Below are 25,525 nucleotides of genomic sequence, written 5' to 3' on the forward strand. Positions count from 1 at the left end.
CCCAGACCCCCGCTTCGGCCTGAACGGCCTCGTCCTCAAACGCCGGACGGGCTGGGATGCGCGCCCCCGGCGCTACGGCGTGACCGTGAAGTTCCGCAGGATCGCCGTCGTCAGTTCCGGGTCGCCCTCCGTCTTGATGCGGTCGGAGACGGCGTCGGCCGAGACGCGCCCGCAGGCGAGGCGGAAGTACGTCTCCCAGTCGAGGGTGAGGGTGGCGGCGGGGCCGAGAGAGGGGGCGCCGTCTATCGAGCCGCGCCCCTCCGCGTCGACACGCACCGTGCGCAGGAATTCCATCGGCCCGTGGATGTCGAAGACGACCGCCGAATTCGCCGGCGCCCCCGCGTTCTTCGCGACGACCTTCGGGAGCGCGGCGAGCAGCACGTCACGGGTGATGTGCGCACCCGGAGAGTCGAGGTTGCCGGGCCGGCCGAGGGCGACCCGGAGGTCCTGCTCATGCACCCACACATCGAACGCCCGGTTCCGCATCGCCTGTTCGAGCGTCGGCTCGGAGCCGAGCGGACCGCGCACCTTGGTCTCCGGGGCCCGCGACTCGTTCCGCAGCTGACGGTTGCGGCGGATGATCGTGTACTCCAGCTCGGAGGTCATCTCCGGCGCCGTGTGGTGGCGGCGTACGTCGACCTGCATCTCCATGTACCGCTGGTACTCGTTCGTCACGTGGAACAGGTCGCGGGGGAGCGTGTGGATCGGCCGCGGGTCGCCCAGCATCTCGCAGTCGAGCCCGATGACGTGCGACACCAGATCCCGTACCGACCAGCCGGGGCAGGGCGTCCTCCGGTTCCACTCGCCCTCCACCAGCGGCGACACCAGTTCGGATATCGCGTCGATGGAGTGGGTCCAGGCGTCGGCGTAGGACTGAAGGCTGGGATGCAGACTCACGGAACGGGACCCCTCGGGCGATCGGTGCTCGGGCAGTGGGTGTCTTGGAACGCTAAGTTACGCTGCTGTGAGGCACCCCGGCAGTGCTTTCGTGTGACGATCGTAGGCCCGTATGGACGGCTCGAATGCCAGGACGGTGGTAGTGTGCGCGCCTCTCTCCTCCAGATCGATGTAAAAGAGACCGAATCGGTCGATTCGCGTCGGCGGCGTGTGGCATCACTGGTACGAGAACAAGCCGGTGTCGATCTGGTCGTGCTGCCTGAGCTGTGGACCACGGGCGCGTTCGCGTACGAGTCCTTCGGCGCGGAGGCGGAGACCTTCGAGGGGCCGACCTTCGAGGCGATGGCGAAGGCGGCGAGCGACGCGGGCGTGTGGCTGCACGCGGGTTCGATTCCCGAGCGGGCCGCTGACGGGACGCTCTACAACACCGCCCTAGTCTTCTCCCCCTCCGGCGACCTGGCCGCCGCCTACCGCAAGATCCACCGCTTCGGCTTCGACAAGGGCGAGGCCGTGCTGATGGGCGCGGGCGGCGAGCTGGTGACGGTCCGCCTGCCGGACACCACCGTCGGCGTCGCCACCTGCTACGACCTCCGCTTCCCCGAACTCTTCCGCGGGCTCGTCGACGCGGGCGCCGAGACCCTCGTCCTCTCCGCGGGCTGGCCGGAGCGCCGCAGGGCCCACTGGACGCTGCTGGCTCAGGCACGGGCGGTGGAGAACCAGTCGTACGTCCTCGCCTGTGGAACGGCCGGGACGCACGCGGGCGTTCCCCAGGCCGGTCACTCGATCGTGGTCGATCCGTGGGGCGAGGTCCTCGCCGAGGCGGGCTCGGGCGAGGAGATCCTCACGGTGGACTTCGACCCGGCGAAGGTCGGCGTGACGCGGGAACAGTTCCCGGCGCTGAAGGACCGGATGCTGGGGCTGGAGGCGCCGCGCCGCTGAGTCAGCCCTCCGCGTCTTCTTCCCTCCGCTCCTCCCCGCGTTCCTTCTCCGCCAGGTGGATCACACACACGGCCACGGCGATCAGCAGCGCCGCGTCCGCGTCGTCCCGGACGACATCGACGCCGTACGTCTCCCGGATACGCAGCCACCGCCGCGAGATCTGCGCGAGCAGCTCCCCGTCGTAGTCGACGCCGAACTCACGGTCGAGGATCTTGCCGCTGACGTCCAGCTCCGTGCCGTCCACGAGGGACACCCGGTAGTGGTTGCGGAGCAAGGACAGCCGCTTCCGCCTGATCGTCGCCAGCGGCTCCCCGTCCCGCTCGATCACCATCGTGTCCCGCAGGGCGAACATCTTCTGGTGGATGTCGATGAGAACACGCCCCCGCGTGTCCTTGAGCTCGAAGGTGTCCCGCAGCCGCATCGCCTTGCCGTCGACGAGGAACACCTTGTTTCCGTGGTCGTCCTCGATCCAGTAGTCGTCACCGAGGCCGAGGAGCCGGTCGCGTACGAGGAATCTCATACGGTCACGGCTTCCCCGGTGGCCGGTCCGAAACGCCGCCGGTAGGCCGACGGGCTGAGCCCCGTCTCCCGCCGCAGCCGCACCCTCAGGTTCGCGGCACTGCCGAGACCGCTGCCCCGCGCCACCACGTCGAGCCGCTGCTCGCCCCGCTCGATGAGGCGACACGCGAGCGCGACCCTCTCCCCGGTCAGCCAGGCCAGTGGAGTCGTCCCCAGCTGCGCCCGGAAGCGCCGGTGCAGCGTGGCCGGGCTGAGGGCCGCGTACGCCGCCAGGTCCGCGACCGTGAGCGGCTCGCCGAGCCGCTCCTGCGCCCAGGCCAGCAGCGGTGCGAGGGATGCGTCCGGTACGTCGGGCACGGGCCGCTCGACGAACTGCCGCTGCCCGCCGTCGCGGTGCGCGGCGAACACGAGCCGCCGGGACACCGCGTTGGCCACCTCGGCGCCATGATCCCGGCGCCAGATGTGCAGGCCGAGGTCGAGCGCGGCGGCGCTGCCGGCGGCGGTGAGGATGTCGCCCTCGTCGACGAAGAGCACGTCCGGCTCCAGCAGTACCTTCGGGTGCAGTTCCCGGAAGGAGTCCGCCCAGAGCCAGTGCGTGGTGGCGCGGCGGTCGTCGAGCAGCCCGGCCTCGGCGAGCGCGAAGGTGCCGGTGCAGAAGCTCACGACGCGTGCCCCGCGCGCGTGGGTGCGCCGGATGGCGTCGAGGACGGCGGCACCGCGCGGTACGACGTTGTCGGGACGGCCGGGTACGACGAGGGTGTCCGCGTCGTCCGCGGCCTCCAGTCCGGGCACATCCGTCAGGGTGAAGAACCCGTGGTTCATCCGGACCCCCGGCGTGGGCGTGCACAGCGTCACCTCGTACAACGGCCCCGGCAGGCCGAGCTCGGGCCGCGGCAGCCCGAAGAGTTCGGTGGCGACGCCCACCTCGAACGGATTGGTGCCCGCGTCGACGATCACGGCGACGCGGTGAGGCCTCGACTGCTGAGACCCGACCCGGTGGGGCCTCGACTGCTGAGAGGATCCTTGCGGCATATGCGATTTCTAGCACTCGTGCGAGGGCCGGCCCACCGCTGAGGATGGCGCCATGAGCACCCAACCGGTATCCCTCCCCGCCGCCCTGGCGTCCTTCACCGACCTGTGGAGCCCCCGCATCGTCACCACCGTCAACGACTACGACGTACGCGTCGCCAAGGTCGAAGGCGAACATGTCTGGCACATCCACGACCACACCGACGAGTTCTTCCTGGTCCTGGAGGGCGAGCTGACCATCGCGCTCCGGGAGCCGGAGGGCGAGCGGACCGTCGTACTCCCCAAGGGATCCGTCTTCACCGTCCCGCGCGGCACCGAACACAAGCCGATCGCCCCCGGCGGCGCCGAGATCCTCCTCTTCGAGCCGACCGGAACCCTCACCGTGGGCGACCACCACGACGAGGTCCCCGACCACGTGCACGCGACGACGGGCCAGGCTCTCGGCTAGTCCGACGAAGGCTGGTCCGACGAAGATGGCGGCGTCCTGCGACGACACTGCATCCCATAGCGGCTCGGCCGCGGGGACCAACGAATACCCGGCCTGCCACGTCCACCAGCAGGACTGGGGCGTCCCGGTCCGCCTCACGGAGGGCGGCACGGACCGGCTGCCGCTGGTGCTGGCGGGGATGGACGCGGAGTAGGCGCCCGGGGCGGTGTCAACTCTCCACGGAGTAGGCGCCCGGGTCGACGTCAGCCCTCCAGGAACGCCACCAGTGCGTTCGCCAGCAGGAACGGGTCGTCCGCGCCGCACAGTTCGCGGGCGCTGTGCATCGACAGGATGGCCACGCCGATGTCGACGGTCTTGATGCCGTGGCGGGCCGCGGTGATCGGGCCGATGGTGGTGCCGCAGGGCATGGCGTTGTTGGAGACGAAGGACTGGAAGGGCACGCCGGCCTTCGCGCAGGCGGCGGCGAAGACCGCGCGGCCCGAACCGTCCGTGGCGTAGCGGTTGTTGACGTTCACCTTGAGGATGGGGCCGCCGTTGGCACGCGGGTGATGCGTCGGGTCGTGCCGCTCGGCGTAGTTGGGGTGGACGGCGTGGCCGGTGTCGGAGGACAGACAGACCGTGCCCGCGAAGGCGCGCGCCCGGTCCTCGTACGAGCCGCCGCGCGCGTACACCGAGCGCTCGAGCACGCCGCCGAGCAGCGGACCGTCGGCGCCCGTGTCCGACTGCGAGCCGTTCTCCTCGTGATCGAAGCCCGCGAGAACGGGGATGTACGGGAGCCCCGAGTCGCCCGTCGCGACCGCGACCAGAGCCGCCGTACCCGCGTGCAGGGACAGCAGGTTGTCCATGCGGGGGCCCGCCACCAGCTCCTTGTCGCGGCCCAGGTGGGACGGCGGTTCGACGGAGTGGGTCATCAGGTCCCAGCCGGTGACCTCGCCCGCCGGCAGCCCCGACTCCTCCTCCAGGAAGGCGATCAGGTCGCCCTCGCGGGGGTCGCCGAGGCCCCAGATGGGCTGCAGGTGACGCTGCTTGTCGAGCTTGAGTCCGTCGGTGGTGACGGAACGGTCGAGGTGGACGGCGAGCTGGGGCACCCGCAACAGGGGGCGGTCGATGTTCACCAGCCGCGACGAGCCGTCCTTCAGGGTCAGCCGTCCCGCCAGGCCCAGGTCACGGTCGAGCCAGGAGTTCAGCAGCGGCCCGCCGTAGATCTCCACGGCCACCTGCCGCCAGCCGTGCGCCCCGGTGTCGGGCAGCGGCTTGACCCGCAGATTGGGGGAGTCGGTGTGCGCGCCCACGATCCGGAACGGGGTGTGCGGTTCGGCGCCCTCGGGCACGTACCAGGCGATGATCGCGCCGCCGCGCAGCACGTACTTCCCGCCGCTCGTCCCCTCCCACGCGTCGGTCTCGGCGACCTGACGGAATCCGGCCTTCTCCAGCCTCTCGGCGGCGTTCGCCACGGCGTGGTACGGCGTCGGGCTCACCGACAGGAAGGTCATGAGGTCGTCGGTGTGGCCGCGGTCGAAGCGGGCGCTTGTGCTGCTCATGGGGTTCACCTTAACGACGCCCGAGGGCCCGCTCCCGGGGATGGGGAACGGGCCCTCGTAAGGAGGATGTGAAGGCCGGACACCTGACTGGAAGGATAAGTTCCGATCAGGTGTCCGATGTTTCAGGCACCCGGTGTTTGTGTTTCAGGTGTCCGGCGCTTCAGGTGTCCGCTGCTTCAGATATCCGGCGCTTCAGATATCCGGTGCTTCAAGTGTCCGGTTCCTCAGAACGCCGCCTCGTCCAGCTCCATCAGGTCCAGCTCCACACCCTCGGCGAGCTTGCGGGCGCCGGTGACGCCGGGCAGGACGTTGGCCGCGAAGAACTTCGCCGCGGCGATCTTGCCGGTGTAGAAGGGGCGGTCCTTGGCGGAGGCCGTCTCCAGCTTCTCGGCGGCCACGGCGGCGCCGCGCAGCAGCAGGTAGCCGACGACCACGTCGCCGGAGGCCATCAGCAGGCGGGTGGTGTTCAGGCCCACCTTGTAGATGTTCTTGACGTCCTGCTCGGTCGCCGCCAGGTCGGTCAGCATGAGACCGACGATGGCCTCCAGCTCGACGGCCGCCTTGGCGAGCTGCTCGCGGGCGGCGGACAGGTCTTCGCCGCCCGTGCCGAGCGCCAGGAACTTCTTGATGTCCTCGGCGAGGGAGTTCAGTGCCGCGCCCTGGTTGCGGACGATCTTCCGGAAGAAGAAGTCCTGGCCCTGGATCGCGGTCGTGCCCTCGTACAGGGTGTCGATCTTGGCGTCGCGGATGTACTGCTCGATCGGGTACTCCTGGAGGAACCCGGAGCCGCCGAAGGTCTGGAGCGACTGCGCGAGCTGCTCGTAGCCCTTCTCGGAGCCGTAGCCCTTGACTATCGGCAGGAGCAGGTCGTTCAGGGCGTGCAGCGCGGTGACGTCCTCACCGGCCGCGCTCTGGACGGCGATCTCGTCCTGGACGGCCGCCGTGTGCAGCACCAGCGCGCGCATGCCCTCCGCGTACGCCTTCTGCGTCATCAGCGAGCGGCGCACGTCCGGGTGGTGCGTGATGGTGACCTTGGGCGCGGCCTTGTCCATGAAGTTCGCCAGGTCGGGGCCCTGGACGCGCTCCTTGGCGTACTCGAGGGCGTTCAGGTAGCCCGTCGAGAGGGTGGAGATCGCCTTCGTGCCGACCATCATCCGCGCGAACTCGATGATCCTGAACATCTGACGGATGCCGTCGTGCTTGTCGCCGATCAGCCAGCCCTTGGCGGGGTGGCGGTCGCCGAAGGTCATCTCGCAGGTGTTGGAGGCCTTGAGGCCCATCTTGTGCTCGACGTTCGTCGCGTAGGCGCCGTTGCGCTCGCCCAGCTCGCCGGTCTCGAAGTCGAAGAGGTACTTCGGGACGAGGAAGAGGGACAGGCCCTTGGTGCCGGGGCCGTGGCCCTCGGGGCGGGCGAGGACGTAGTGGAGGATGTTCTCCTCCATGTCGTGCTCACCGGACGTGATGAAGCGCTTCACGCCCTCGATGTGCCAGGAGCCGTCCTCCTGCTGGACGGCCCTCGTGCGACCGGCGCCGACGTCCGAACCGGCGTCCGGCTCGGTCAGCACCATCGTCGAGCCCCAGGTCCTGTCGACCGCGATCTGGGCGATCTTCTTCTGGACCTCGTTGCCCTCGTCGAAGAGGATGCCGGCGAACGCCGGTCCGGAGGAGTACATCCAGACCGCCGGGTTCGCGCCGAGGATCAGCTCCGCGAACGCCCAGATCAGGGACGCGGGGGCGGTCGTACCGCCGATCTCCTCGGGCAGGCCCAGGCGCCAGTACTCGGAGTCCATGAAGGCTTTGTAGCTCTTCTTGAAGGAGGCCGGTACCGGCGCGGTGTTCGTCTCCGGGTCGAAGACCGGGGGGTTGCGGTCGGCGTCCGCGAAGGACTCCGCCAGCTCGTTCTCCGAAAGGCGGGTCAGCTCCTCGAGGATGGTCTTGGCGGTCTCGACGTCCATCTCCGCGAACGGGCCGGTGCCGTACAGCTTGTCGCGCCCGAGCACCTCGAAGAGGTTGAACTCGATGTCGCGGAGATTCGACTTGTAGTGCCCCATGGCGACGGCTCCGTAAGGGATTGGGAGGCGGAGGTACTCGCGGCCTCGTTACACGTACCGGCAAGTAGCTACGATGATGCTACCCGTCGGTAATAAGAATCAACCCCTGATGGTCCATATGTGGCGCAGTAGTCTTTGGCGCATGTACGGCTACGACCAGAACCCGGGTGCCCAGCAGCAGTACGCGCAGCCGCAGCAGCAGATGCCCGGGCAGATGCCGGGCGGCCAGATGCCCGGCGGTTACGGGCAGCAGCCGCCGCTCTACCCCGAGCCGTCCCCGCCGTCCCTCGCGGACGCGGTCCGCGCCTTCACCACGGGGTCGCTCGCCGCCGAGGACTTCCAGCAGGTCTTCGCGACGTCGAAGGTCTACTGCCCGCGCGGCGACAACCCCGGCTTCCTGGCGCTGCACAACACCCAGCAGCCGGTCATCCCCATGTTCACCTCCCTCAAGGAGCTGCGCCGGTACGCCGGCAAGGAGTCCAAGTACTTCGTGATCACCGGCGCCGAGGTGATCGACCTGCTCCCCACCGGCTACGGCTTCGTGCTCGACATGGAGGGCGAACACCGCATGGTCTTCGACGCCAAGGCGGTGGAGCAGATGGTCGACTTCGCGATGCGCAGGATGTACGGCTGACGTACCCCGCTCACTCGAGACGCCCGGAGGGAATGCCCTCCGGGCGTCCGTCGTTACGGGTGGCAGAAAGTTCAATAATCAACTAAACTCGAAGCACAAGGAGGTACCGACATGCCTGCAGTGACCGTCGAGAACCCGCTGGCCCTTCCCCGTGTGGCCGCGCCTGCCGATGCCGTGGCCCGTCCCGTACTCACCGTGACGACCGCCCCTGGCGGCTTCGAGGGCGAGGGGTTCCCGGTTCGCCGTGCGTTCGCCGGGATCAACTACCGCCACCTCGACCCGTTCATCATGATGGACCAGATGGGTGAGGTGGAGTACGCGCCGGGCGAGCCCAAGGGCACCCCCTGGCACCCCCACCGCGGCTTCGAGACCGTGACCTACATCATCGACGGCGTCTTCGACCACCAGGACTCCAACGGTGGCGGCGGCACCATCACCAACGGTGACACCCAGTGGATGACCGCGGGCGCCGGCCTCCTGCACATAGAGGCCCCGCCGGAGTCGCTCGTCATGTCCGGCGGCCTCTTCCACGGCGTGCAGCTGTGGGTGAACCTCCCGGCCAAGGACAAGATGATGGCCCCGAGGTACCAGGACATCCGCGGTGGCCAGGTGCAGCTGCTGAGCACCCCCGACGGCGGCGCGCTGCTCCGCGTCATCGCCGGTGAGCTCGACGGTCACCAGGGCCCGGGCATCACCCACACGCCGATCACCATGGTCCACGCGACCCTGGCGCCCGGCGCCGAGATCACGCTCCCGTGGCGCGAGGACTTCAACGGCCTCGCGTACGTCCTCGCCGGACGCGGCAGCGTCGGTACGGACCGTCGCCCGGTCCACACCGGCCAGACCGCCGTCTTCGGCACCGGCACCTCGCTGACCGTCCGCGCGGACGAGCAGCAGGACTCCCACACGCCGGACCTGGAGGTCGTGCTTCTCGGTGGCCGGCCCATCCGCGAGCCCATGGCCCACTACGGCCCCTTCGTGATGAACACCCGCGAGGAGCTGCAGCAGGCGTTCGAGGACTTCCAGAAGGGCCGCCTGGGGACCATCCCGGCGGTGCACGGGATGTCCGAGGGCGGGCTGTAGGACTCCGCTCCGCCGGATGAGTGAGGGAGGCCCCGTCCGCCATGCCGGACGGGGCCTCCGACCGGTGGGCAGGTTGCGCGAGGGGTGCATCCGGGCAGGGCGACGTATCAGGGCATGCGCCGCCGAAGACGCACCCGCGCCGGCCCGGATCGTCGCTCCCTCTTTCGGCCCTCCTGATGTGACGCACCGGCTGACGCATGGTCAGGTGAAGGCGTGCAGCTACTCCCCGAAGGTGCCCGGCGCCTGGCCGCCTGGTGTGTCGTGATCCTGCTCGTCGCTGGTGTGGCGTGGGTCGGGATCGAACTGTGCGGGGAGCTGCGTACCGCGGTGGTGCCGGTGCTGCTCGCGCTGCTCGGGACCGCGCTGCTGAAGCCGCTGTACCGGCGGATGGTGAAGGTCGGGGTCAACCGGTCGCTGGCCGCAGGGCTGACGTGTGTCGCGGTGGTCGTGATCGTCGGCGGGGCCGTGTACATCGTCGTCGCCGCGCTCATCGAGACCGGGGACCAGATCGTCGCCTCCCTCAGGCAGGCGGCGAAGTCGCTCACCGAGCACTTCGGGGCGGCGGGGACCTCGCTGGACGACCTCGCCGCCAACTCCAAGGAACTGCTCACCAAGTTCGGCGGGACCGCGGCCTCCAATGTCATCAGCGGGGTCAGCGTCGTGGGCGAGACCATCGCCATGGCCGTACTGGCCCTGCTGCTCGTCTTCTTCTTCCTCCGGGACTCCGACCGCACCGCCGGGGCGCTGCGCTCGCTCGCACCCCGCGGCACCGCCGACACCGTGGAGGCGATGGCCCGCCGCGCCTTCAGGGCCGTCGAGGGCTTCATGCGCGGGACCACGCTCATCGCCTTCATCGACGCCCTGTGCATCACCGTCGGGCTGCTGATCCTGCGTGTCCCGGGTGCGGTCGGGCTCGGCGCGCTCGTCCTCGTGGGCGCGTACATCCCGTATCTCGGCGCGTTCATCTCCGGCGCGGTGGCCGTGCTGGTCGCGCTCGCCGACCGGGGGTTCGTGATCGCGCTGTGGGCGCTCGGAGTCGTCCTCGCCGTGCAGGTGCTCGAGGGGCATGTGCTGCAGCCGATGATCCAGAGCCGGACCGTGCAGATGCATCCGGCGGTCGTGATGCTGGCGATCACGGCGGGCGCGTCCGTCGCGGGGATCCTGGGCATGCTGCTCGCCGTACCGCTGACGGCGGCCGCGTTCGGGGTCTTCTCCGAGCTGCGTACGCGCTATGCGCCGGCCCCCTCGGACGTCGTGGCGGACGACTCGTAGAACTCGAACCAGATGCTCTTGCCCTCGCCCCGCGGGTCCACGCCCCAGGCCTCCGCGAGCAGCTCCATGATCACCAAGCCCCGTCCGGAGGACGCCAGTTCACCGGGGTGGCGCCGGTGCGGCAGGTCGTCGCTCGCGTCCGTGACCTCCACCCGCATCCGGCGGTCGTCCGGCCCGCCGGTCACCTCGGCGACGAGCTGTGCGTCGGCGTCGGTGTGCACCAGGACGTTCGTCAGCATCTCGGAGACGAGCAGGACCGCCGAGTCGCGCTGGTCCTCGCAGGCCCAGTCGTGCAGCAGCTCACGCAGCTGCTGGCGGGCCCCGGCGATCCGCTCGGGCTCGGCCTGCGCCACGGTCAGCGCAGCTCGGCGTACCGTCGGCCGGACGGTCACGTCCGTGTCCCCGCAGCCGCACCCCTCGGCCTGCCGGCACAGCAGCAGCACCGCGATGTCGTCCTCGCGGCGGTCGACCAGCGGCCCGGGGGTGTGGTACGAGGAGGGCCCGTGCACCGCCTGGACCAGGGTGTCGGCCAGCGACTCCATGTCACCGGTGTGGGACTCCAGGATGCGGCGGATGCGGCGCCACCCGGTGTCGAGGTCGTGGCCGCCGGTCTCGATCAGCCCGTCCGTGCAGATCAGCATGGCCTCGCCGGGCTCCAGGACGAGCCGCGTGGTGGGGTAGTCGGCGTCCGGGTCGATGCCGAGCGGCAGCCCGCCCGAGGTCGGCCGGATCAGCACCGTTCCGTCGGCCATGCGTATCGCCGGGTCCGGGTGTCCGGCGCGGGCGATGTCCAGCGTCCCCGTCGCCGGGTCCACCTCGACGTACAGGCAGGTCGCGAAGCGCGGGTCGCCGTCGGCCGGTCCCCCGTTGCCGCTGCTCGACCCGTACGTCACCGAGTCCGTGACCCCGTACAGGAACCGTGAGGCCCGGGAGAGGACCGCGTCCGGGCGGTGGCCCTCGGAGGCGTAGGCGCGCAGGGCGATGCGGAGCTGGCCCATCAGCCCCGCGGCACGCACATCGTGGCCCTGGACGTCGCCGATGACGAGGGCGAAGCGGCCGGACGGCAGCGGAATCATGTCGTACCAGTCGCCGCCGACCTGGAGGCCGCCGCCGGTGGGGACATAGCGTGCGGCGACGCTCATGCCGGGGATCTGCGGGCCCAGCGTGGGCATCATCGAGCGCTGCAGGCCCTCGGTCAGTTCCCGTTCCGACTCGGCCGTCCCGGCCCGGGAGAGGGCCTGCGCGAGCATCCGGGCCACGGTCGTCAGCACCGAGCGCTCGTCGGGAGTGAAGCTGACGGGGTACGTGAAGGCCGCCATCCACGCGCTCATCGTGCGCCCGGCGACGGTCAGCGGCAAAAACGCCCAGGACTCCCGGCCGAAGTGCGCGGCGAGCGGCCAGGAGGTGGGATAGCGGCTCTTGTACTCCTCCGGGCTGGAGAGATAGACGGCCCGGCCGGTGCGGACGACTTCCGCCGCCGGATAGTCCGAGGCCAGCGACATCTGGATGAAGGGTCCCTCGTCGCCCGGCTGCTGCCCGTGGTGGCCGATGAGGGTGAGCCGGTCGCCCTCCGCGCCGAAGACGGCGAGCCCGTCCGGCGAGAACCCCGGCATCGACAGGCCCGCCGCGACCCGTAGCACCTCCGCCGTGGACCGTGCCTCGGCCAGGGCCCGGCCCGCGTCCAGCAGGAACGCCTCGCGCGAGCGGCGCCAGTCGCCCGTGACCGGGCTGCGCGCGGCGGCGCCCGGCGAGGGCTCGGTGACCTCCTGGAGGGTGCCCAGCAGCTCGAATCTCCCGGTGCCCGGGGTGAGGGTCGGCTTGGACCGGGTGCGCACGGTACGGATCACCCGTCCGTGCTCGTTCATGATCCGCAGCCGGACCTCGGCGAGCGTGTCCTCGGTGACGGCGAGCTGCACGACGCTGACGACCTCGTTCCAGTCGGCCGGGTGAAACCGGGAGCGCACCCCCGCCTCCGTGACCTTCGTGGGCTGTGGGGGCAGCCCGAGGAGCCGGGCGGCCTCCCGGTCGAGTGTGACCAACCCTGTGGCGTTGTCCCAACGCCAGAGGCCGGTTGCGAGGGCGGCCAGGACGTCCCCCACGCTGGGCAGGGGCTCACCAGTGCGCATTCACCCACTGTAGAAAGAGGTGATCGTCGAGTGCCACCGAGAGTATTCGGGGTGGCGATCATTGGGTGGCCGGTACCCTTGGGGGATCTGGGCGTAGGCCCGGAAGTTTCACGTGAAACCGAGAAACAGACCCTGGTCCGACGTTCCGCGTGAAACAGACAGCTGAAACAGACAGCGAAACAGACACCCGATCCGCGAAGACTGGATGAACGACGATGCATCGGTACAGGTCCCACACCTGCGGCGAGCTCCGCGCCTCTGACGTCGGCAGCGACGTCCGGCTGAGCGGCTGGCTGCACAATCGCCGAGACCTGGGCGGCATCCTCTTCATCGATCTGCGCGATCACTACGGCATCACGCAGCTCGTCGCCCGCCCCGGCACCCCCGCCTACGAGGCCCTCGACAAGGTCTCCAAGGAGTCGACGGTCCGCATCGACGGCAAGGTCGTCTCCCGCGGCACGGAGAACGTGAACCCGGACCTGCCCACCGGCGAGATCGAGGTCGAGGTGAGCGAGGTCGAGCTGCTCGGCGCGGCCGCCCCGCTGCCCTTCACGATCAACGCCGAGGACGGCGTCAACGAGGAGCGGCGCCTGGAGTACCGCTTCCTCGACCTGCGCCGCGAGCGCATGCACCGCAACATCCTGTTGCGTACGGCCGTGATCTCGGCGATCCGTCACAAGATGACGGCGCTGGGCTTCAACGAGATGGCGACGCCGATCCTCAGCGCCACGTCCCCGGAGGGCGCGCGCGACTTCGTGGTCCCCTCCCGTCTGAACCCGGGCAAGTTCTACGCGCTCCCGCAGGCGCCTCAGCAGTTCAAGCAGCTGCTGATGATCTCCGGCTTCGACCGCTACTTCCAGATCGCGCCCTGCTTCCGCGACGAGGACGCGCGTGCGGACCGTTCGCCGGGCGAGTTCTACCAGCTCGACGTGGAGATGTCCTTCGTCGAGCAGGAGGACGTCTTCCAGCCGATCGAGAAGCTCATGACGGAGCTGTTCGAGGAGTTCGGCGGCGGCCGCCACGTCACCTCGCCGTTCCCGCGCATCCCGTTCCGCGAGTCGATGCTGAAGTACGGCTCCGACAAGCCGGATCTGCGGGCCCAGCTGGAGCTGGTGGACATCACCGACATCTTCGAGGGCTCGGAGTTCAAGGCCTTCGCGGGCAAGCACGTGCGCGCCCTGCCGGTGCCGGACGTGTCCGCGCAGCCCCGGAAGTTCTTCGACCAGCTCGGTGACTTCGCGGTCTCGCAGGGTGCGAAGGGTCTGGCCTGGGTGCGGGTGGCCGAGGACGGCTCGCTCACCGGTCCCATCGCGAAGTTCCTCACGGAGGAGAACGTCGCGGAGCTGACGAAGCGGCTTTCGCTCGCCGCGGGCCACGCGGTGTTCTTCGGCGCGGGCGAGTTCGACGAGGTCTCGAAGATCATGGGCGCGGTGCGGGTGGAAGCCGCCAAGCGTGCCGGCCACTTCGAGGAGAACGTGTTCCGCTTCTGCTGGATCGTCGACTTCCCGATGTACGAGAAGGACGAGGACACCGGCAAGATCGACTTCTCGCACAACCCCTTCTCGATGCCCCAGGGCGGCCTGGAGGCCCTGGAGACCCAGGACCCGCTGGACATCCTGGGCTGGCAGTACGACATCGTCTGCAACGGCGTCGAGCTGTCCTCCGGCGCGATCCGTAACCACGAGCCCGACATCATGCTCAAGGCCTTCGAGATCGCGGGCTACGACCGTGAGACCGTCGAGGAGCAGTTCGCCGGCATGCTGCGTGCCTTCCGCTTCGGCGCCCCGCCGCACGGCGGTATCGCCCCGGGCGTCGACCGCATCGTCATGCTTCTCGCGGACGAGCCGAACATCCGGGAGACGATCGCGTTCCCGCTCAACGGCAACGCGCAGGACCTGATGATGGGCGCGCCGACGGAACTGGACGAGACCCGTCTGCGAGAGCTGCACCTTTCGGTGCGCAAGCCGCAGCCGAAGTAGACCTTCGTCTGCATCCCGGCGCGTTCGAATGGCTCGGAATCGACACCGATTCCGAGCCATTCTCATGTGGTCCTCATGGGCTCCCGTGAATCACAGCTCTTTGACAGGTTCACTTCATAGCGTCCATGGCCATGACTGATACCCCCCAACAGGCAGCAGCAGAACGGGAATTGACGCGCCGTCGGGTCGTCGTCGCTGGCGGTGCGACGGTCGTGGCCGCGGGTCTGGCGGCCGGCCTGGGCGCGAACGCCTTCGCGGGCGACGCGACCGCCGCCACGGGCGCCGGGCCCCTGGCGATGGACTCCGCGAGCCCGTCCGGCACCCCGGAGGCCTGCTACGTCCTGACCTCGGAGACCACCGAGGGTCCGTACTACATCGACGCGGACAAGATCCGCCAGGACGTCACCGAGGACGAGGAGGGCATCCCCCTCACCCTCAGACTCAAGGTGATCGACGCCGAGACCTGCAGACCGGTACGGAACGCCGCCGTCGACATCTGGCACTGCTCGGCGCTGGGCGTCTACTCGGGCTACGAGGACATGGGCAATGGCGGTGGCGGCGCCCCGCCCTCCGGCGCCCCCACGGACGCGCCCACCGGGACGCCCACCGGCCCGCCCCCGTCGGGCGGTCCCGGCGGCCACCAGGAGCCGACCGACGACGAGCGCTATCTGCGCGGTACGTGGCGGACGGACAAACGCGGTCACGTCACCTTCAGGACCGTCTTCCCAGGCTGGTACCGGGGCCGCTGCGTGCACATCCATGTGAAGGTCCATGTGGACGGCACCTGGACGGACGCGGGGTACGAGGGCGGCCACACCTGCCACACGGGCCAGCTGTTCTTCGACGAGGAGTCGGTGCTGGCCTCCGCCGAGGTGGAGCCGTACTCGACGAACTCTGCCACCCGGACGACCCTCGACGAGGACACGATCTACCCGGACAACGGCGCCGAGGGCGGCCTGCTCCACCTCAGGTATGACAAGAGGCGCATCGCCCGGGGTGTCCACGCCCACCTGACGATGGGCGTGGCCCCGGATGAGACCCATGACAGCTCGGAGTAAGAGCAAGGAGTGGGATGAGTAAGGGAAGCCTTGCCTAAGTCCATTATCAGAAGGGGCTCGAAAGTGCCGTATGTTTCGGGCCCCTTTTTGCTCTCTCAGGGAAAGCCACAGTGCTTTCCCATGGTCTTGACAGGCGATTTACCTAGCGTCCGGGCCATGACTGAGACCCAAGGACCGGCGCACAAGCAGAGCATGACACGACGCAAGGTTGTTATCGCAGGTGGAGCGGCCGTCGCGGTCGTGGGCGTGGGCGGCGGCATCGCCGCGACCGCGAACGCGGGCCAGACGACCTCCGACTCTGCAACGCCTTCGTCCTCGTCGAGCTCCGAGACGTGTTACACGCTGACCTCGGAGACCACCGAGGGCCCGTACTACATCGACGCGGACAAGCTCCGCCAGGACGTCACCGAGGACCAGGAGGGCATTCCGATGACCCTCAAGCTCAAGGTGATCGACGCGGAGACCTGCAAGCCGCTGAAGAACGCGGCGGTCGACATCTGGCAGTGCAACGCGATGGGTATCTACTCCGGTTACGAGGCGATGAGCAGTGGCGGCGGTGGCGGCGCCCCGTCCGGCATGCCCTCCGACGCCCCGACCGGCTCCCCGACCGGCGAGCCCCCGTCCGGCGCGCCCTCCGGCGGTACGGGCGGCGGCCACTCCGAGCCCACCGACGACGAGCGCTACCTGCGCGGCACCTGGAAGACCGACAAGCACGGTTACGTCACCTTCAAGACGGTCTTCCCGGGCTGGTACCAGGGTCGCGCCGTCCACATCCACACGAAGGTCCACGTCGACGGCACCTGGACCGACGCGGGCTACGAGGGTGGCCACACCTGCCACACCGGCCAGTTCTTCTTCGACGAGAAGTCGGTCCTGGCGTCGGCGGAGGTGTCCCCGTACTCCACGAACACCACCACCCGCACCACCCTCACCGAGGACACGATCTACCCCCAGAACGGCCATGAGGGTGGCCTGCTGTACCTCAAGTACAACAAGAAGAACATCGCGAAGGGCGTCCACGCCCACCTGACGATGGGCGTGGCCCCGGACGAGACCCACGACAGCACGGACACGCAGCCGAGCGCGTCGGCGTCGGCGTCGTAACTCCTCGCACGCACACAAGGGGCGTCCGGGTTCGTGAAGTCCTGGGCGTCCCTCGGCGACAAGTTCGGGCGGGGCGCAGGCTGGGATGCACTCCTGTCAGCCCGCCACCCGGCCCTCCGGGTAGGCCGTCTCGCGAACGGTGCCCCGTTCCGGGAAGTACCAGACGAACGGCATCAGTCCTCTTCCGGCTCCTCGGAGAACAGGTCTTCCGTACGGGTGGCGGTGATGGCTCGGTCGAACCAGCGGACGAGGGTGTCGAGGTCGCTGCAGTCGGTGATCCGGGTGCGGGCGTCGTCGGGGACGGGGATGCCGCGCCGTTCCAGCAGGCGCAGGATCGACGAGGCTTGATTCTCGGCCCTTCCTTCGAGGTAGGCCGTCTCGCGAACCGTGCCCCGGCCGGGGAAGTAGCTGACGAAACTCAAGATTTCCCTCCACTTTTCTCCCGCCGGGGTCTTGCCCAGGGAGTTGTCCAGAAAGTCGTTGAAGTAGTCGGCGGACTTCCCGTCCGTCTCCTGAAGGGCGCGGGCCAGTGCTTCCAGTATGGCCTCGATCCGGGGGCTTCGGCCATGCGCGACAGCGGAGAACGCCGCCATCGTGAGGTTCTCGGCCGCGGTCCTCTCGTCGGTGATGACCGGCAGGTTGTCCGGTCCGACGATCAGGGGATACGTCCGCTGCGCGGTCCAGCCCCGGGCTCCGCAGGCGAAGGGGCCGGCCGCCCACTTGGCCGTGGCCCGGTCCTGGCACACCACGAGCAGCAGCACTGGAAGGTCGTACTTCGCCTGGAGGTACGCGACGTAGTACCCCCAGCTCGATTCCTTGGCCGTGTCCCGGCGCCGCTGGGTCGACGGCGAGCACGAAGGTGTCTCCGTCGGACGGGGCGATGCGCAGCACGGTGTCCACGCGGCGCTCCACCGGCCGGATCTCCGTCACGTCGGAGGTGAGCGCGTCCACGGTCACCTTCTCGGGTAACGGGATGCCCAGTACAGCGAAGACCGGGGCGAGGATCTCGGGCCGGTCCTGGAAGATCCGGTGCGAGGCCTCGTGCGCCGATGTGACCATGTGGCGGAACCTAGGGGGATCTCGGGCCGGGCGTTCGGCCGACGGGAGGGGATCACTCTTTCGGGGGGCGATGAAACGTTCACGCCGCCGTGGTCAGTTCGCACCAGATGTACTTGCCGGTGCCGATGATGTTCTTGACGTCCCGTTGGGGGACCCAGCCCCAGGTGTTCGCGCAGTCGTGGACCAGTGCGAGGCCGCGGCCCGTTTCGGCGTCGGGGGTGGCGTGGTGTACGGGGTGGGGTGGTGTGGGGTCCGCGTCCCAGACACCGATGCGCAGGGTGCCGCCTTCCGCGCGGAGCCGTATGGCGGCGGGGCCCTTGGTGTGCTGTACGGCGTTGGTGACCAGCTCGGTCGCGAGCAGCTCGGCGGTTTCTGTGAGGTGGGGGAGGCCATGGGCGGTGAGGATCAGACGGAGGGTGCGGCGGCAGATGGCGACGGCTCGGGGGTCGTTGGGGATGTAGAGGGTGTACTCCCAGGGGGCGGGGGCGTCGATGGCCTCTTGGGTTTGGGTCACGGTTGAACTCCTGTGGAGGGGAGGGAGGGCGGTGGCGGTTGTCGGGCGGTGGCTGTGTCGCGGCCGCCATGGCAGGGCGGGGCGGTGCGCTTCCGGGGACCCCGGGGTTCCGCAGTGTGTGCGTCGCGTCACCGACGGTAGGGCAGTAATTTGTGCCCGTGCAAGCAGGTTGCGTAATCTGCCGCTCGCAAGTGGTAATCCGGTACGGCTCGTTGAGGGAAGAGGTCCGTATGCCGCCGAGGAGTCAGCCGACTGCGCGTCAGATGCGCCTCGGTACCGAGTTGCGCAGGTTGCGGGACGCTGCCGGCAAGACCGCCCGGGAGGTGGCGCAGTTCCTGGGCTCCACGTCAGGACAAATGAGCCAGATGGAGGCAGGCATCGCGGGCGTGAGCGAACAACGCCTGCGAAGGCTCGCGGCCCATTACGCCTGTGCGGACCAGAAGTTGGTCGACGCCCTGGTGGAGATGGCGACGGACCGTACTCGTGGGTGGTGGGAGGACTACCGCGACGCACTGCCGCCCGAGTTCCTGGACTTGGCGGAGCTGGAGCACCACGCGCACTTCGTTCAGGTGATCGCGACCGCTCATGTGCCGGGACTGCTTCAGACCGAGGAGTACGCGCGGGCGGTTTTCGGGTACTGGGTACCGCCGCTCCCGGACAGCGAACTGGAGCTGTGGGTTGCGTACCGCATGCGTCGCCAGCTGCTCCTGTCGCGAGAGGGGGCGGTGCCGTACGAGGCGGTCCTGCATGAGTCCGTATTGCGTACTCGTGTGGCCGACCGGCGTGTGGCCCGCGTTCAACTCGAGGAGCTGGTTCGTCAGTCGGAGCGTCCCGGCGTCTCGTTGCGGGTGATTCCCTTCGACGTCGACGGATTCGCTGGGGCAAGCTCGTCGTTGGTGTACGTCGGCGGTCGCGTACCGGCATTGGACACAGTGCAGCGCGATACCCCCTACGGCTCCGCCTTCCTGGATGCCTCCGCGCAACTCGGCGCCATGCGAACACTCTTCCGTAAGGTGGAGTCGGCGTCCCTTGACCCGGCTCGGTCGCGGGATTTCATCCACCGTCTGTCGAAGGAGCTGTAGGCGTGATCCATTGGCAGAAGTCCACGTACTCCGGCGGCGCGGCGGGCAACGAATGCGTGGAAATGACCTGCGTCCACGACAAGTTGCTCCTCCGCGAGAGCGACGAGCCCGGCCGGATACTTTCCCTCTCCCCCGTCGGTCTGGCTGCCCTCCTGGGGGAGATACGGGCGAACCGGGCCTGAAAAACAAGCTCACCAACTAGGAGCCGGGCGTCCGAGCCCGCAGCGAACCGCCGCCGGCCCCCCTTGGGAAAGGGGGGCCGGCGGCGGCAGACGCCAGGGCGCTTACGAATCGTCGCCGCCTTGGCGGTTCGAACTCCGGTCCGCACGCCCCGATCGACGCACCAGCTCGCCCGCCGCCAGGGTCGCGGTGGCCACTGCCCGCACCCAGCGCGGGCCGCCCCGTGCCGCCCACACGACGCAGACACACCCTCCGACGACGAGCACGAGGACGCCGGACAAGACGAGCACTGCCATGCTCATCCCCCTTCTTCCGTTGTGGTGGCCGCAGTCCGGTCAGGACAGCGACTTGTAGCCGCCCCAGCCCGTGGCGATCTTCGTACGCGCCCCGAACGACCCCTTGCCGTCACCGTAGTTGCGGTACAGATTGCCGCTGGTGTCACGGGAGACGAGGTCGGCCTTGCCGTCGCGGTTGAGGTCGCCGGTGCCGACGACGGCGTTGTAGGAGCTGCCCCAGTTGCTGAACAGCTTCACCCGGGCCGTGAACGTGCCTTTGCCCGAACCGGCGTACTGGTAAAGGGTGTTGGACTTGTCCTGGGCGACCAGGTCGCCGATGCCGTCGCCGGTGATGTCGCCGACGCCGACGATCTTCTTGTAGCCCTTCCAGTTGTCGTAGAGCTTCACGCGCGCGGACAGCTTGCCGGTGCTCGTGCCCTTGTAGAGGTACACCGCTCCGGTGGACGTGTTGCGGGTGATCAGGTCGGGGCGGCCGTCACCGCTGATGTCGCCGGGCGAGGTGAGGATGTCGTACTGCGTCCAGCCGCTGGTCGCGAGGGTCGTGTACGAGGTCGATGGCTTGACCGCGCTGCCGCAGCCCGGCTTGTAGAGGCGCAGGGCCCCGCTGCTGAGGCGGACGAGGACGTCGTTGCAGCGGTCGCCGCTCAGGTCTCCGAACGGGACCGCCTTGATGCCGGCGGCCCACCCGGTGCCGGTGGCCTTTTCGGAGAACTTGCCGCCGCCGGTGCCGAACTGGACGGACAGACCGCCGGAGGAGTTGAGGGTGAGGAGGTCGCCGACGCCGTCCGGTTCGCCTTCGATGCTGTGGAAGTCGTGGCGTACCGTCGCGCCGCCGGAGACCGTTCCGGTGCCGCTGGTCACGGTCGTTGCCGTGGAGCCGCCGAGGCCGGTCGCCTTGAGGGTCCACTTGAAGCGGCCGTTGGGGAAGTGGCTTCCGTTCGTCGCCTTGCCGTTCCAGGTCGCCGACAGCCAGGCCGTGGCGGCGCCGCCGGTGACTGTGCGGGTGGCCTTGCCGCTCTCGCCGCTCTCGACGGAGGTGAAGGTGAGGGACCAGGAGGCGACGGGGCGGGAGAGGAGCCAGGTGCCGTTCCAGGTTTTGGAGTCGGCGTCGGACGACTTCAGCCAGACCAGATCGTCGGCGGTCTCGGTCGCGAACACGCTCGGGGCGGACGGGGCCACGCCGGTCGTCGCGATGTGCGTCCGCTCGTACATGTCGAACCAGGCGACCAGGCCCGTGTACTCGTCCACCGTCCACCGGTAGCGGCGGTCGGTGGCCTGCCCGGAGGCCGGGAGGCCGGAGGCGATCACGCGGGTGGTGCCGGTGGCCGCGTCGGTGAGGACGAGTTCGTCGCTCGCGTGGTCGTGACGCACGGTGAATCCGTCGCCGAGCAGTACGTCACCCGGGGTCACGGGCACCGACGTACCGGCCTTGGTGTCGTACACGCCCGCAGAGGCCGTTCCGCAGGACCAGTACACCCAGCGGCCCGCTGCCTGGAGCTCGGTCGGCACACAGCCGGTGTTCGGGATCGTGACCGTGGTGAGGGTCTTCTCCTCGGTCAGGCTGTACGAGGTGATCTTGCCGGCGGTGGTGGTGGCGCTCCAGAGGGTGGAGCCGTTGAGGGCGGCGGCGCGGATCGAGCGCTTCAGCTGCTGCCCCTGGCCGAATTCACCGACGTACTGCAGGGGAGTGGTGCCACCGGAGTTGTAGACCGCGTAGTCGTCGGAGACGTCGACGATCGCGCCGCCCTCGGTCGCGAACTCCAGCGTGCTGTTGGACCAGGCGTCACCGATGGCGATCAGCTTGTCCGCGTTCGGGAGACCGCTGCCGCCCTCGTCCATGTCGCTGAACGTGTCGAGGTAGACGTCCTCGGGCGCGGAGCCGCTGTTGCCCCACAGCGGCGAGCAGGTGGTGCCGGCGTACGGGCACGCGGGGCTGATCGCGTCGCCCGCCGTGGCGTCGGAGGCGGTCAGCGTGGTGCCGCCGTCCGTGGTCAGGGTGCGGATCGACGTGGTGTCGGAGGTGCTGGAGGGGCTGTCCTCCGCCACCCGCAGGCTGCCCCGGCTGAGCGCGAGGCCCGTCTTGGCGTTCTCCGTCGCCGGGATCTCGTACACCTTCGTCAGCGTCGGCGAGCCGTCCTCGGCCTGGCCGACGCGCTGCGTCCACCAGTCGGTGGCACCGGTGCCACCGGTGACGAAGGCGTCGTCGCCGGGGGCGGGAACCGCGTACACGCCGGAGTCGGAGAGCAGGGTCCGTGAGGAGCCGTCGAGGAGGGAGACGGCCGTGATCGCCGTGCCGGTGTCCGTGTCCGTGGGCAGCAGCAGCCAGTCGCCGGTCAGGACCGGGTCGCCGTCGAGAGCGCCGAAGGTCGGCAGGCCGATGACCTGTTCCTCGGCGGCCGGGTCGGTGCGGGACTTGACGTGGAGCTCGCCGGTTCCGTCGTCGTACCAGCCGATCCGGTCCTCGCTCTGCACGAAGATCGAGTTGGCGGTGACGTCGGTGAAGGCGCGGGTGCCGACGGCCGTGTCGAGGTCGATGTAGTACAGCCAGCCGCCGTACTCGGCCAGCACGCCGGAGCTGTCCGCGGCCACGACCTCCTGGTCCCCGATGATGAACCAGTCGCCGGTCACGAAGCGTTCGCGCCGCTCGCCGTCCACGGAGTCGATCAGGGTGCGGCCGGTGACGACGGTGTCACCGGCCAGCGCACGGTAGTAGTAGTCCGAGGTGACGGTCGACAGTTCATGCGTCGCCGGGTCCCAGAGAGGGACGGACTTGCTGGTCAGGGAAGTCGGCAGGGCGACCAGGTCGCTGTCCGAGCCGTACCAGGCCGTCCGGCACGCCGAGCCGACGGAGGTGCAGCCCGCGCCGGGCGTGTAGACGCCGGCCGCGTTCTCGACGGTGACGGTGGTGCCGTCGTCGTACTCCGTCCACAGCAGCCCGGCCGTTCCGCTCTGCCGGTGCAGGAAGCCGGTCGTACCGGCGGTGAGCGGCCGGTCGGCGCGCGGAGTGTCCGAGCTCGGGTCGACGAGCGTGATCTCGGTGGTGCCCGTGGCCGCCGCGGGGGCGGCCTGGGCCGAATCAGCGCCCTCGGAAAAGACGGTGACGGCCGTGGCCGCGACAGCGACGGCGAGTGCGGAGACGGCAGCGGCCAGACCGCCCCGTCTCAGGGCGTGTCTGCCCACGTGGATTTTCCCTCCCCGCGAGGACCCCCGTCCTCGCACAAGTGGCCGGATGCTACCCGATCATGAGTCGTGCGTGCCGTCCCACGGTTCGCCGAAGCCGAGCCGGTCCGGGTACAGCTCGGCCCAGCTCTCCTCCTCGTCCTCCTCGATCACCAGGCCGAACAGCACGCCGTCGACGGTGAGTTGGAAGGGACGGATCGCGATGTCCGTGTAGGCGCGCCGGGGCAGGCTGCGCAGGAGTTTCCCCAGGTGGGCCCGGGCGCGGGAGAGGACCGAGTCGTCTCCGTACGGGGCGCGCTGCTGCTCGGCCCAGGTGCCCGCGCACCAGATCTCCGAGTCGTGGTACCGGCCCCCGGCGTCGAAGGTGTGCAGCACCGTGTACAGGCGTTTGTGCTCTTCCCAGCCGTCGTCGGGCCGGTACCCCTCGGGGAACGCATACGTGAGCGACGCCAGGAACTGACCGTCCGCGTAGCGACCGATGGTCTCGGTGCGGGACTTCGGCTCGTAGGCGATCGGGATGACTGGAGGGACTGCCATGACGAAACCATACGGGTGGACGCGAACATGCCATCATCGGGGTCGGTTTCCGGCCGACGGCTGGGGACGCGCCCCCGCCCCCACCCCAGGCATCTCGGAAACCGCCAACACTTGACCCCAAAGTGTTGGCGGTTTCCGAGAAGGGTCCCGGCCGGGCTCGCAGGGGTACTACTCCGGTGCGCCGCCGAAGCGCTCCTTGTACGACTCCAGGTCCTCGTCCGTGATCTTGGCGAAGAGGACCGGGGGGACCGTGAAGGGGGTGCCGGCGGGGACCGAGGACAGGGCACGGGCCTCGTCGGACGTCACCCACGTCGCGGTGTCATTCGGCAGGGCGAACGCCGAGCGCATGGCCTTCGCCGACGCCGGGATGAAGGGTTCCGACACCACCGAGTAGAGGTGGATCAGGTTCATCGCCGTACGAAGGGTCAGCGCCGCGCCCTCCGGGTTGGTCTTGATCTCCAGCCAGGGGGCCTTCTCCTCCAGGTAGGAGTTGCCCGCCGACCACAGGGCGCGCAGCGCCGCCGCGGCCTTGCGGAACTGGAGGGCCTCCATCTGGGTCTCGTACTCGGCCAGCAGGCTCGCGATCTCCTCGCCCAGCTTCGCCTCTGCCTCGCCGGCCGCCGCGCCCGCCGGGACCTCCTCGCCGAAGCGCTTCTTGGAGAAGGACAGGACGCGGTTGACGAAGTTGCCGAGGGTGTCCGCCAGGTCCTTGTTCACCGTGGTCGTGAAGTGCTCCCAGGTGAAGGAGGAGTCGTCGGACTCCGGCGCGTTGGCGATCAGGAAGTAGCGCCAGTAGTCCGCCGGGAGGATCTCGAGGGCGTGGTCGGTGAAGACACCGCGCTTCTGGGACGTGGAGAACTTTCCGCCGTAGTACGTCAGCCAGTTGAAGGCCTTGACGTAGTCGACCTTCTTCCACGGCTCGCGCACGCCGAGTTCCGTGGCCGGGAACATCACCGTGTGGAAGGGGACGTTGTCCTTCGCCATGAACTCCGTGTAGCGGACGGTGTCGTCCGCTTCGTACCACCACGACTTCCAGTCCCGGTTCTCCGGGTCTGTGTCTCGCGCGGCGTCTGCCCACTCCTTTGTCGCGCCGATGTACTCGATCGGGGCGTCGAACCAGACGTAGAAGACCTTGCCCTCCGCCGCCAGCTCCGGCCAGGTGTCGGCCGGGACCGGGACGCCCCAGTCCAGGTCACGCGTGATCGCGCGGTCGTGCAGGCCCTCGGTCAGCCACTTGCGGGCGATGGACGCGGCGAGGTGGGGCCACTCGGACTCGTGGCGCGCCACCCACTCCTCGACCTCGTGCTGAAGCCGCGACTGGAGGAGGAAGAGGTGCTTCGTCTCGCGCACCTCCAGGTCCGTCGAGCCGGAGATCGCCGACCGGGGGTTGATCAGGTCGGTCGGGTCCAGCACGCGGGTGCAGTTCTCGCACTGGTCGCCGCGCGCCTTGTCGTAGCCGCAGTGCGGGCAGGTGCCCTCCACGTAACGGTCCGGGAGGAAGCGGCCGTCCGTCGGCGAGTACACCTGACGGATCGCGCGCTCCTCGATGAAGCCGTTCTCGTTCAGGCGGCGCGCGAAGTGCTGGGTGATCTCGCGGTTCTGCGGGCTGGAGCTGCGGCCGAAGTAGTCGAAGGCCAGCGCGAAGCCGTCGTAGACCGCCTTCTGCGCGTCGTGCGCCTGCGCGCAGAACGCGTCGACCGGGAGGCCCTGCTCCTTCGCCGCCAGTTCGGCCGGCGTGCCGTGCTCGTCCGTCGCGCAGATGTACAGGACGTCGTGGCCGCGCTGGCGGAGGTACCGGGAGTACACGTCCGCCGGGAGCATGGACCCCACCATGTTGCCCAGGTGCTTGATCCCGTTGATGTACGGAAGGGCGCTGGTGATGAGGTGTCGAGCCATCGGGGGCTGCTCCCAAGTCGTTACGTGGGGTGACGATCGTCGGTTCAGGTCGTGTCGTCGGTCGTCTTACGAACCTTGAAATCGTAGCCGACATGGGTGGG

22 protein-coding genes and 1 pseudogene are annotated in these 25,525 nt (G+C 69.2%); 11 read left to right on the forward strand and 12 right to left on the reverse strand.

Annotated elements, in window-relative coordinates:
* Nucleotides 1–72: 72 nt before the first annotated feature.
* Nucleotides 73–897: a maleylpyruvate isomerase family mycothiol-dependent enzyme gene (locus ACX28W_RS14265; RefSeq protein WP_458999299.1), complete on the reverse strand. Its 825-nt coding sequence runs from the start codon at nucleotides 895–897 to the stop codon at nucleotides 73–75.
* A gap of 144 nt (nucleotides 898–1,041) precedes the next feature.
* Between ACX28W_RS14265 and ACX28W_RS14270 the strand changes: the two genes are divergently transcribed.
* Nucleotides 1,042–1,836 carry a carbon-nitrogen family hydrolase gene (locus ACX28W_RS14270; RefSeq protein WP_458999300.1) on the forward strand — a complete coding sequence of 265 codons (795 nt, stop codon included), beginning with the start codon at nucleotides 1,042–1,044 and terminating at the stop codon, nucleotides 1,834–1,836.
* Nucleotide 1,837: 1 nt separating this feature from the next.
* Here ACX28W_RS14270 and ACX28W_RS14275 read toward each other — a convergent pair whose 3' ends face one another.
* Both ACX28W_RS14275 and ACX28W_RS14280 read right to left on the reverse strand, forming a co-directional pair.
* Nucleotides 1,838–2,356 carry an LURP-one-related/scramblase family protein gene (locus ACX28W_RS14275; protein WP_458999301.1) on the reverse strand — a complete coding sequence of 173 codons (519 nt, stop codon included), beginning with the start codon at nucleotides 2,354–2,356 and terminating at the stop codon, nucleotides 1,838–1,840.
* Nucleotides 2,353–3,387, reverse strand: a complete 1,035-nt coding sequence (locus tag ACX28W_RS14280) for a GlxA family transcriptional regulator (protein ID WP_458999302.1) — start codon at nucleotides 3,385–3,387, stop codon at nucleotides 2,353–2,355. Before ACX28W_RS14280 ends, ACX28W_RS14275 begins: the two co-directional genes overlap by 4 nt.
* 52 nt (nucleotides 3,388–3,439) lie before the next feature.
* On the opposite strand from ACX28W_RS14280, the gene ACX28W_RS14285 reads away from it, so the two are divergent.
* Together ACX28W_RS14285 and ACX28W_RS14290 are read left to right on the forward strand one after the other, a co-directional pair.
* A complete protein-coding gene (locus tag ACX28W_RS14285; RefSeq protein ID WP_458999303.1) occupies nucleotides 3,440–3,832 on the forward strand; it encodes a cupin domain-containing protein in 393 nt (130 codons plus the stop codon).
* Between the two features lie 25 nt (nucleotides 3,833–3,857).
* Nucleotides 3,858–4,025: pseudogene (locus ACX28W_RS14290) on the forward strand (hypothetical protein); the annotation flags it as partial.
* Between the two features lie 49 nt (nucleotides 4,026–4,074).
* On the opposite strand, the gene ACX28W_RS14295 reads toward ACX28W_RS14290, so the two are convergent.
* Together ACX28W_RS14295 and ACX28W_RS14300 are read right to left on the reverse strand one after the other, a co-directional pair.
* The gene (locus tag ACX28W_RS14295; protein WP_458999304.1) at nucleotides 4,075–5,373 is read right to left on the reverse strand and encodes a M18 family aminopeptidase; all 1,299 of its coding nucleotides are present in this window, start codon (nucleotides 5,371–5,373) and stop codon (nucleotides 4,075–4,077) included.
* Nucleotides 5,374–5,597: 224 nt separating this feature from the next.
* Nucleotides 5,598–7,424, reverse strand: a complete 1,827-nt coding sequence (locus ACX28W_RS14300) for an acyl-CoA dehydrogenase (RefSeq protein WP_458999305.1) — start codon at nucleotides 7,422–7,424, stop codon at nucleotides 5,598–5,600.
* Between the two features lie 142 nt (nucleotides 7,425–7,566).
* Here ACX28W_RS14300 and ACX28W_RS14305 point away from each other — a divergent pair, with 142 nt between their 5' ends.
* The 3 genes from ACX28W_RS14305 (at nucleotide 7,567) to ACX28W_RS14315 (ending at nucleotide 10,413) form a co-directional block, all read left to right on the forward strand.
* The gene (locus tag ACX28W_RS14305; RefSeq protein ID WP_458999306.1) at nucleotides 7,567–8,058 is read left to right on the forward strand and encodes an SseB family protein; all 492 of its coding nucleotides are present in this window, start codon (nucleotides 7,567–7,569) and stop codon (nucleotides 8,056–8,058) included.
* A 111-nt stretch (nucleotides 8,059–8,169) separates the two neighbouring features.
* On the forward strand, nucleotides 8,170–9,141 hold the full coding sequence (locus ACX28W_RS14310) for a pirin family protein (RefSeq protein ID WP_458999307.1): 972 nt from the start codon (nucleotides 8,170–8,172) through the stop codon (nucleotides 9,139–9,141).
* A gap of 213 nt (nucleotides 9,142–9,354) precedes the next feature.
* Nucleotides 9,355–10,413 (forward strand): AI-2E family transporter, encoded by a 1,059-nt coding sequence (locus ACX28W_RS14315; protein ID WP_458999308.1) that lies wholly within the window; start codon nucleotides 9,355–9,357, stop codon nucleotides 10,411–10,413.
* On the opposite strand, the gene ACX28W_RS14320 is transcribed toward ACX28W_RS14315, so the two are convergent.
* Complete coding sequence (locus ACX28W_RS14320; RefSeq protein ID WP_458999309.1) at nucleotides 10,371–12,539, reverse strand: ATP-binding SpoIIE family protein phosphatase; 2,169 nt, start codon at nucleotides 12,537–12,539, stop codon at nucleotides 10,371–10,373. The genes ACX28W_RS14315 and ACX28W_RS14320 overlap by 43 nt on opposite strands.
* 215 nt (nucleotides 12,540–12,754) lie before the next feature.
* Between ACX28W_RS14320 and aspS the strand changes: the two genes are divergently transcribed.
* The 3 genes from aspS (at nucleotide 12,755) to ACX28W_RS14335 (ending at nucleotide 16,680) form a co-directional block, all read left to right on the forward strand.
* On the forward strand, nucleotides 12,755–14,518 hold the full coding sequence (gene aspS, locus ACX28W_RS14325) for an aspartate--tRNA ligase (protein WP_362067893.1): 1,764 nt from the start codon (nucleotides 12,755–12,757) through the stop codon (nucleotides 14,516–14,518).
* A 131-nt stretch (nucleotides 14,519–14,649) separates the two neighbouring features.
* Nucleotides 14,650–15,576, forward strand: coding sequence for an intradiol ring-cleavage dioxygenase (locus ACX28W_RS14330; protein ID WP_458999310.1), 927 nt, complete (start codon nucleotides 14,650–14,652; stop codon nucleotides 15,574–15,576).
* A gap of 156 nt (nucleotides 15,577–15,732) precedes the next feature.
* Nucleotides 15,733–16,680 (forward strand): intradiol ring-cleavage dioxygenase, encoded by a 948-nt coding sequence (locus ACX28W_RS14335; RefSeq protein WP_458999311.1) that lies wholly within the window; start codon nucleotides 15,733–15,735, stop codon nucleotides 16,678–16,680.
* A 173-nt stretch (nucleotides 16,681–16,853) separates the two neighbouring features.
* On the opposite strand, the gene ACX28W_RS14340 is transcribed toward ACX28W_RS14335, so the two are convergent.
* Nucleotides 16,854–17,441 carry a hypothetical protein gene (locus ACX28W_RS14340; protein ID WP_458999312.1) on the reverse strand — a complete coding sequence of 196 codons (588 nt, stop codon included), beginning with the start codon at nucleotides 17,439–17,441 and terminating at the stop codon, nucleotides 16,854–16,856.
* A 377-nt stretch (nucleotides 17,442–17,818) separates the two neighbouring features.
* A complete protein-coding gene (locus tag ACX28W_RS14345) occupies nucleotides 17,819–18,253 on the reverse strand; it encodes an ATP-binding protein (protein ID WP_458999313.1) in 435 nt (144 codons plus the stop codon).
* A gap of 230 nt (nucleotides 18,254–18,483) precedes the next feature.
* Between ACX28W_RS14345 and ACX28W_RS14350 the strand changes: the two genes are divergently transcribed.
* Both ACX28W_RS14350 and ACX28W_RS14355 read left to right on the forward strand, forming a co-directional pair.
* Nucleotides 18,484–19,335: a helix-turn-helix domain-containing protein gene (locus ACX28W_RS14350; protein WP_458999314.1), complete on the forward strand. Its 852-nt coding sequence runs from the start codon at nucleotides 18,484–18,486 to the stop codon at nucleotides 19,333–19,335.
* Nucleotides 19,336–19,337: 2 nt separating this feature from the next.
* A complete protein-coding gene (locus ACX28W_RS14355) occupies nucleotides 19,338–19,517 on the forward strand; it encodes a DUF397 domain-containing protein (protein ID WP_458999315.1) in 180 nt (59 codons plus the stop codon).
* A 102-nt stretch (nucleotides 19,518–19,619) separates the two neighbouring features.
* On the opposite strand, the gene ACX28W_RS14360 is transcribed toward ACX28W_RS14355, so the two are convergent.
* The 4 genes from ACX28W_RS14360 to metG all read right to left on the reverse strand — a co-directional run bounded on the left by ACX28W_RS14360 (nucleotide 19,620) and on the right by metG (nucleotide 25,424).
* Nucleotides 19,620–19,811 carry a hypothetical protein gene (locus ACX28W_RS14360; protein ID WP_458999316.1) on the reverse strand — a complete coding sequence of 64 codons (192 nt, stop codon included), beginning with the start codon at nucleotides 19,809–19,811 and terminating at the stop codon, nucleotides 19,620–19,622.
* Nucleotides 19,812–19,850: 39 nt separating this feature from the next.
* Complete coding sequence (locus ACX28W_RS14365) at nucleotides 19,851–22,991, reverse strand: FG-GAP repeat domain-containing protein (RefSeq protein WP_458999317.1); 3,141 nt, start codon at nucleotides 22,989–22,991, stop codon at nucleotides 19,851–19,853.
* Nucleotides 22,992–23,051: 60 nt separating this feature from the next.
* On the reverse strand, nucleotides 23,052–23,528 hold the full coding sequence (locus ACX28W_RS14370) for a hypothetical protein (RefSeq protein ID WP_458999318.1): 477 nt from the start codon (nucleotides 23,526–23,528) through the stop codon (nucleotides 23,052–23,054).
* A gap of 168 nt (nucleotides 23,529–23,696) precedes the next feature.
* Nucleotides 23,697–25,424, reverse strand: coding sequence for a methionine--tRNA ligase (gene metG / locus ACX28W_RS14375; protein WP_458999319.1), 1,728 nt, complete (start codon nucleotides 25,422–25,424; stop codon nucleotides 23,697–23,699).
* Nucleotides 25,425–25,525 lie beyond the last annotated feature (101 nt).

The organism is Streptomyces sp. SD15 (assembly GCF_054462255.1).

What these genes read in the sequence shown, in the direction of transcription:
- ACX28W_RS14330 (WP_458999310.1), top strand. Translation starts at nt 14,650, where the DNA reads ATGACTGATACCCCCCAACAGGCAGCAGCAGAACGGGAATTGACGCGC.
- ACX28W_RS14285 (WP_458999303.1), top strand. Translation starts at nt 3,440, where the DNA reads ATGAGCACCCAACCGGTATCCCTCCCCGCCGCCCTGGCGTCCTTCACC.
- aspS (WP_362067893.1), top strand. Translation starts at nt 12,755, where the DNA reads ATGCATCGGTACAGGTCCCACACCTGCGGCGAGCTCCGCGCCTCTGAC.
- metG (WP_458999319.1), bottom strand. Translation starts at nt 25,424, where the DNA reads ATGGCTCGACACCTCATCACCAGCGCCCTTCCGTACATCAACGGGATC.
- ACX28W_RS14300 (WP_458999305.1), bottom strand. Translation starts at nt 7,424, where the DNA reads ATGGGGCACTACAAGTCGAATCTCCGCGACATCGAGTTCAACCTCTTC.
- ACX28W_RS14320 (WP_458999309.1), bottom strand. Translation starts at nt 12,539, where the DNA reads ATGCGCACTGGTGAGCCCCTGCCCAGCGTGGGGGACGTCCTGGCCGCC.
- ACX28W_RS14350 (WP_458999314.1), top strand. Translation starts at nt 18,484, where the DNA reads ATGCCGCCGAGGAGTCAGCCGACTGCGCGTCAGATGCGCCTCGGTACC.
- ACX28W_RS14305 (WP_458999306.1), top strand. Translation starts at nt 7,567, where the DNA reads ATGTACGGCTACGACCAGAACCCGGGTGCCCAGCAGCAGTACGCGCAG.
- ACX28W_RS14295 (WP_458999304.1), bottom strand. Translation starts at nt 5,373, where the DNA reads ATGAGCAGCACAAGCGCCCGCTTCGACCGCGGCCACACCGACGACCTC.
- ACX28W_RS14370 (WP_458999318.1), bottom strand. Translation starts at nt 23,528, where the DNA reads ATGGCAGTCCCTCCAGTCATCCCGATCGCCTACGAGCCGAAGTCCCGC.
- ACX28W_RS14310 (WP_458999307.1), top strand. Translation starts at nt 8,170, where the DNA reads ATGCCTGCAGTGACCGTCGAGAACCCGCTGGCCCTTCCCCGTGTGGCC.
- ACX28W_RS14360 (WP_458999316.1), bottom strand. Translation starts at nt 19,811, where the DNA reads ATGGCAGTGCTCGTCTTGTCCGGCGTCCTCGTGCTCGTCGTCGGAGGG.
- ACX28W_RS14275 (WP_458999301.1), bottom strand. Translation starts at nt 2,356, where the DNA reads ATGAGATTCCTCGTACGCGACCGGCTCCTCGGCCTCGGTGACGACTAC.
- ACX28W_RS14280 (WP_458999302.1), bottom strand. Translation starts at nt 3,387, where the DNA reads ATGCCGCAAGGATCCTCTCAGCAGTCGAGGCCCCACCGGGTCGGGTCT.
- ACX28W_RS14335 (WP_458999311.1), top strand. Translation starts at nt 15,733, where the DNA reads ATGACTGAGACCCAAGGACCGGCGCACAAGCAGAGCATGACACGACGC.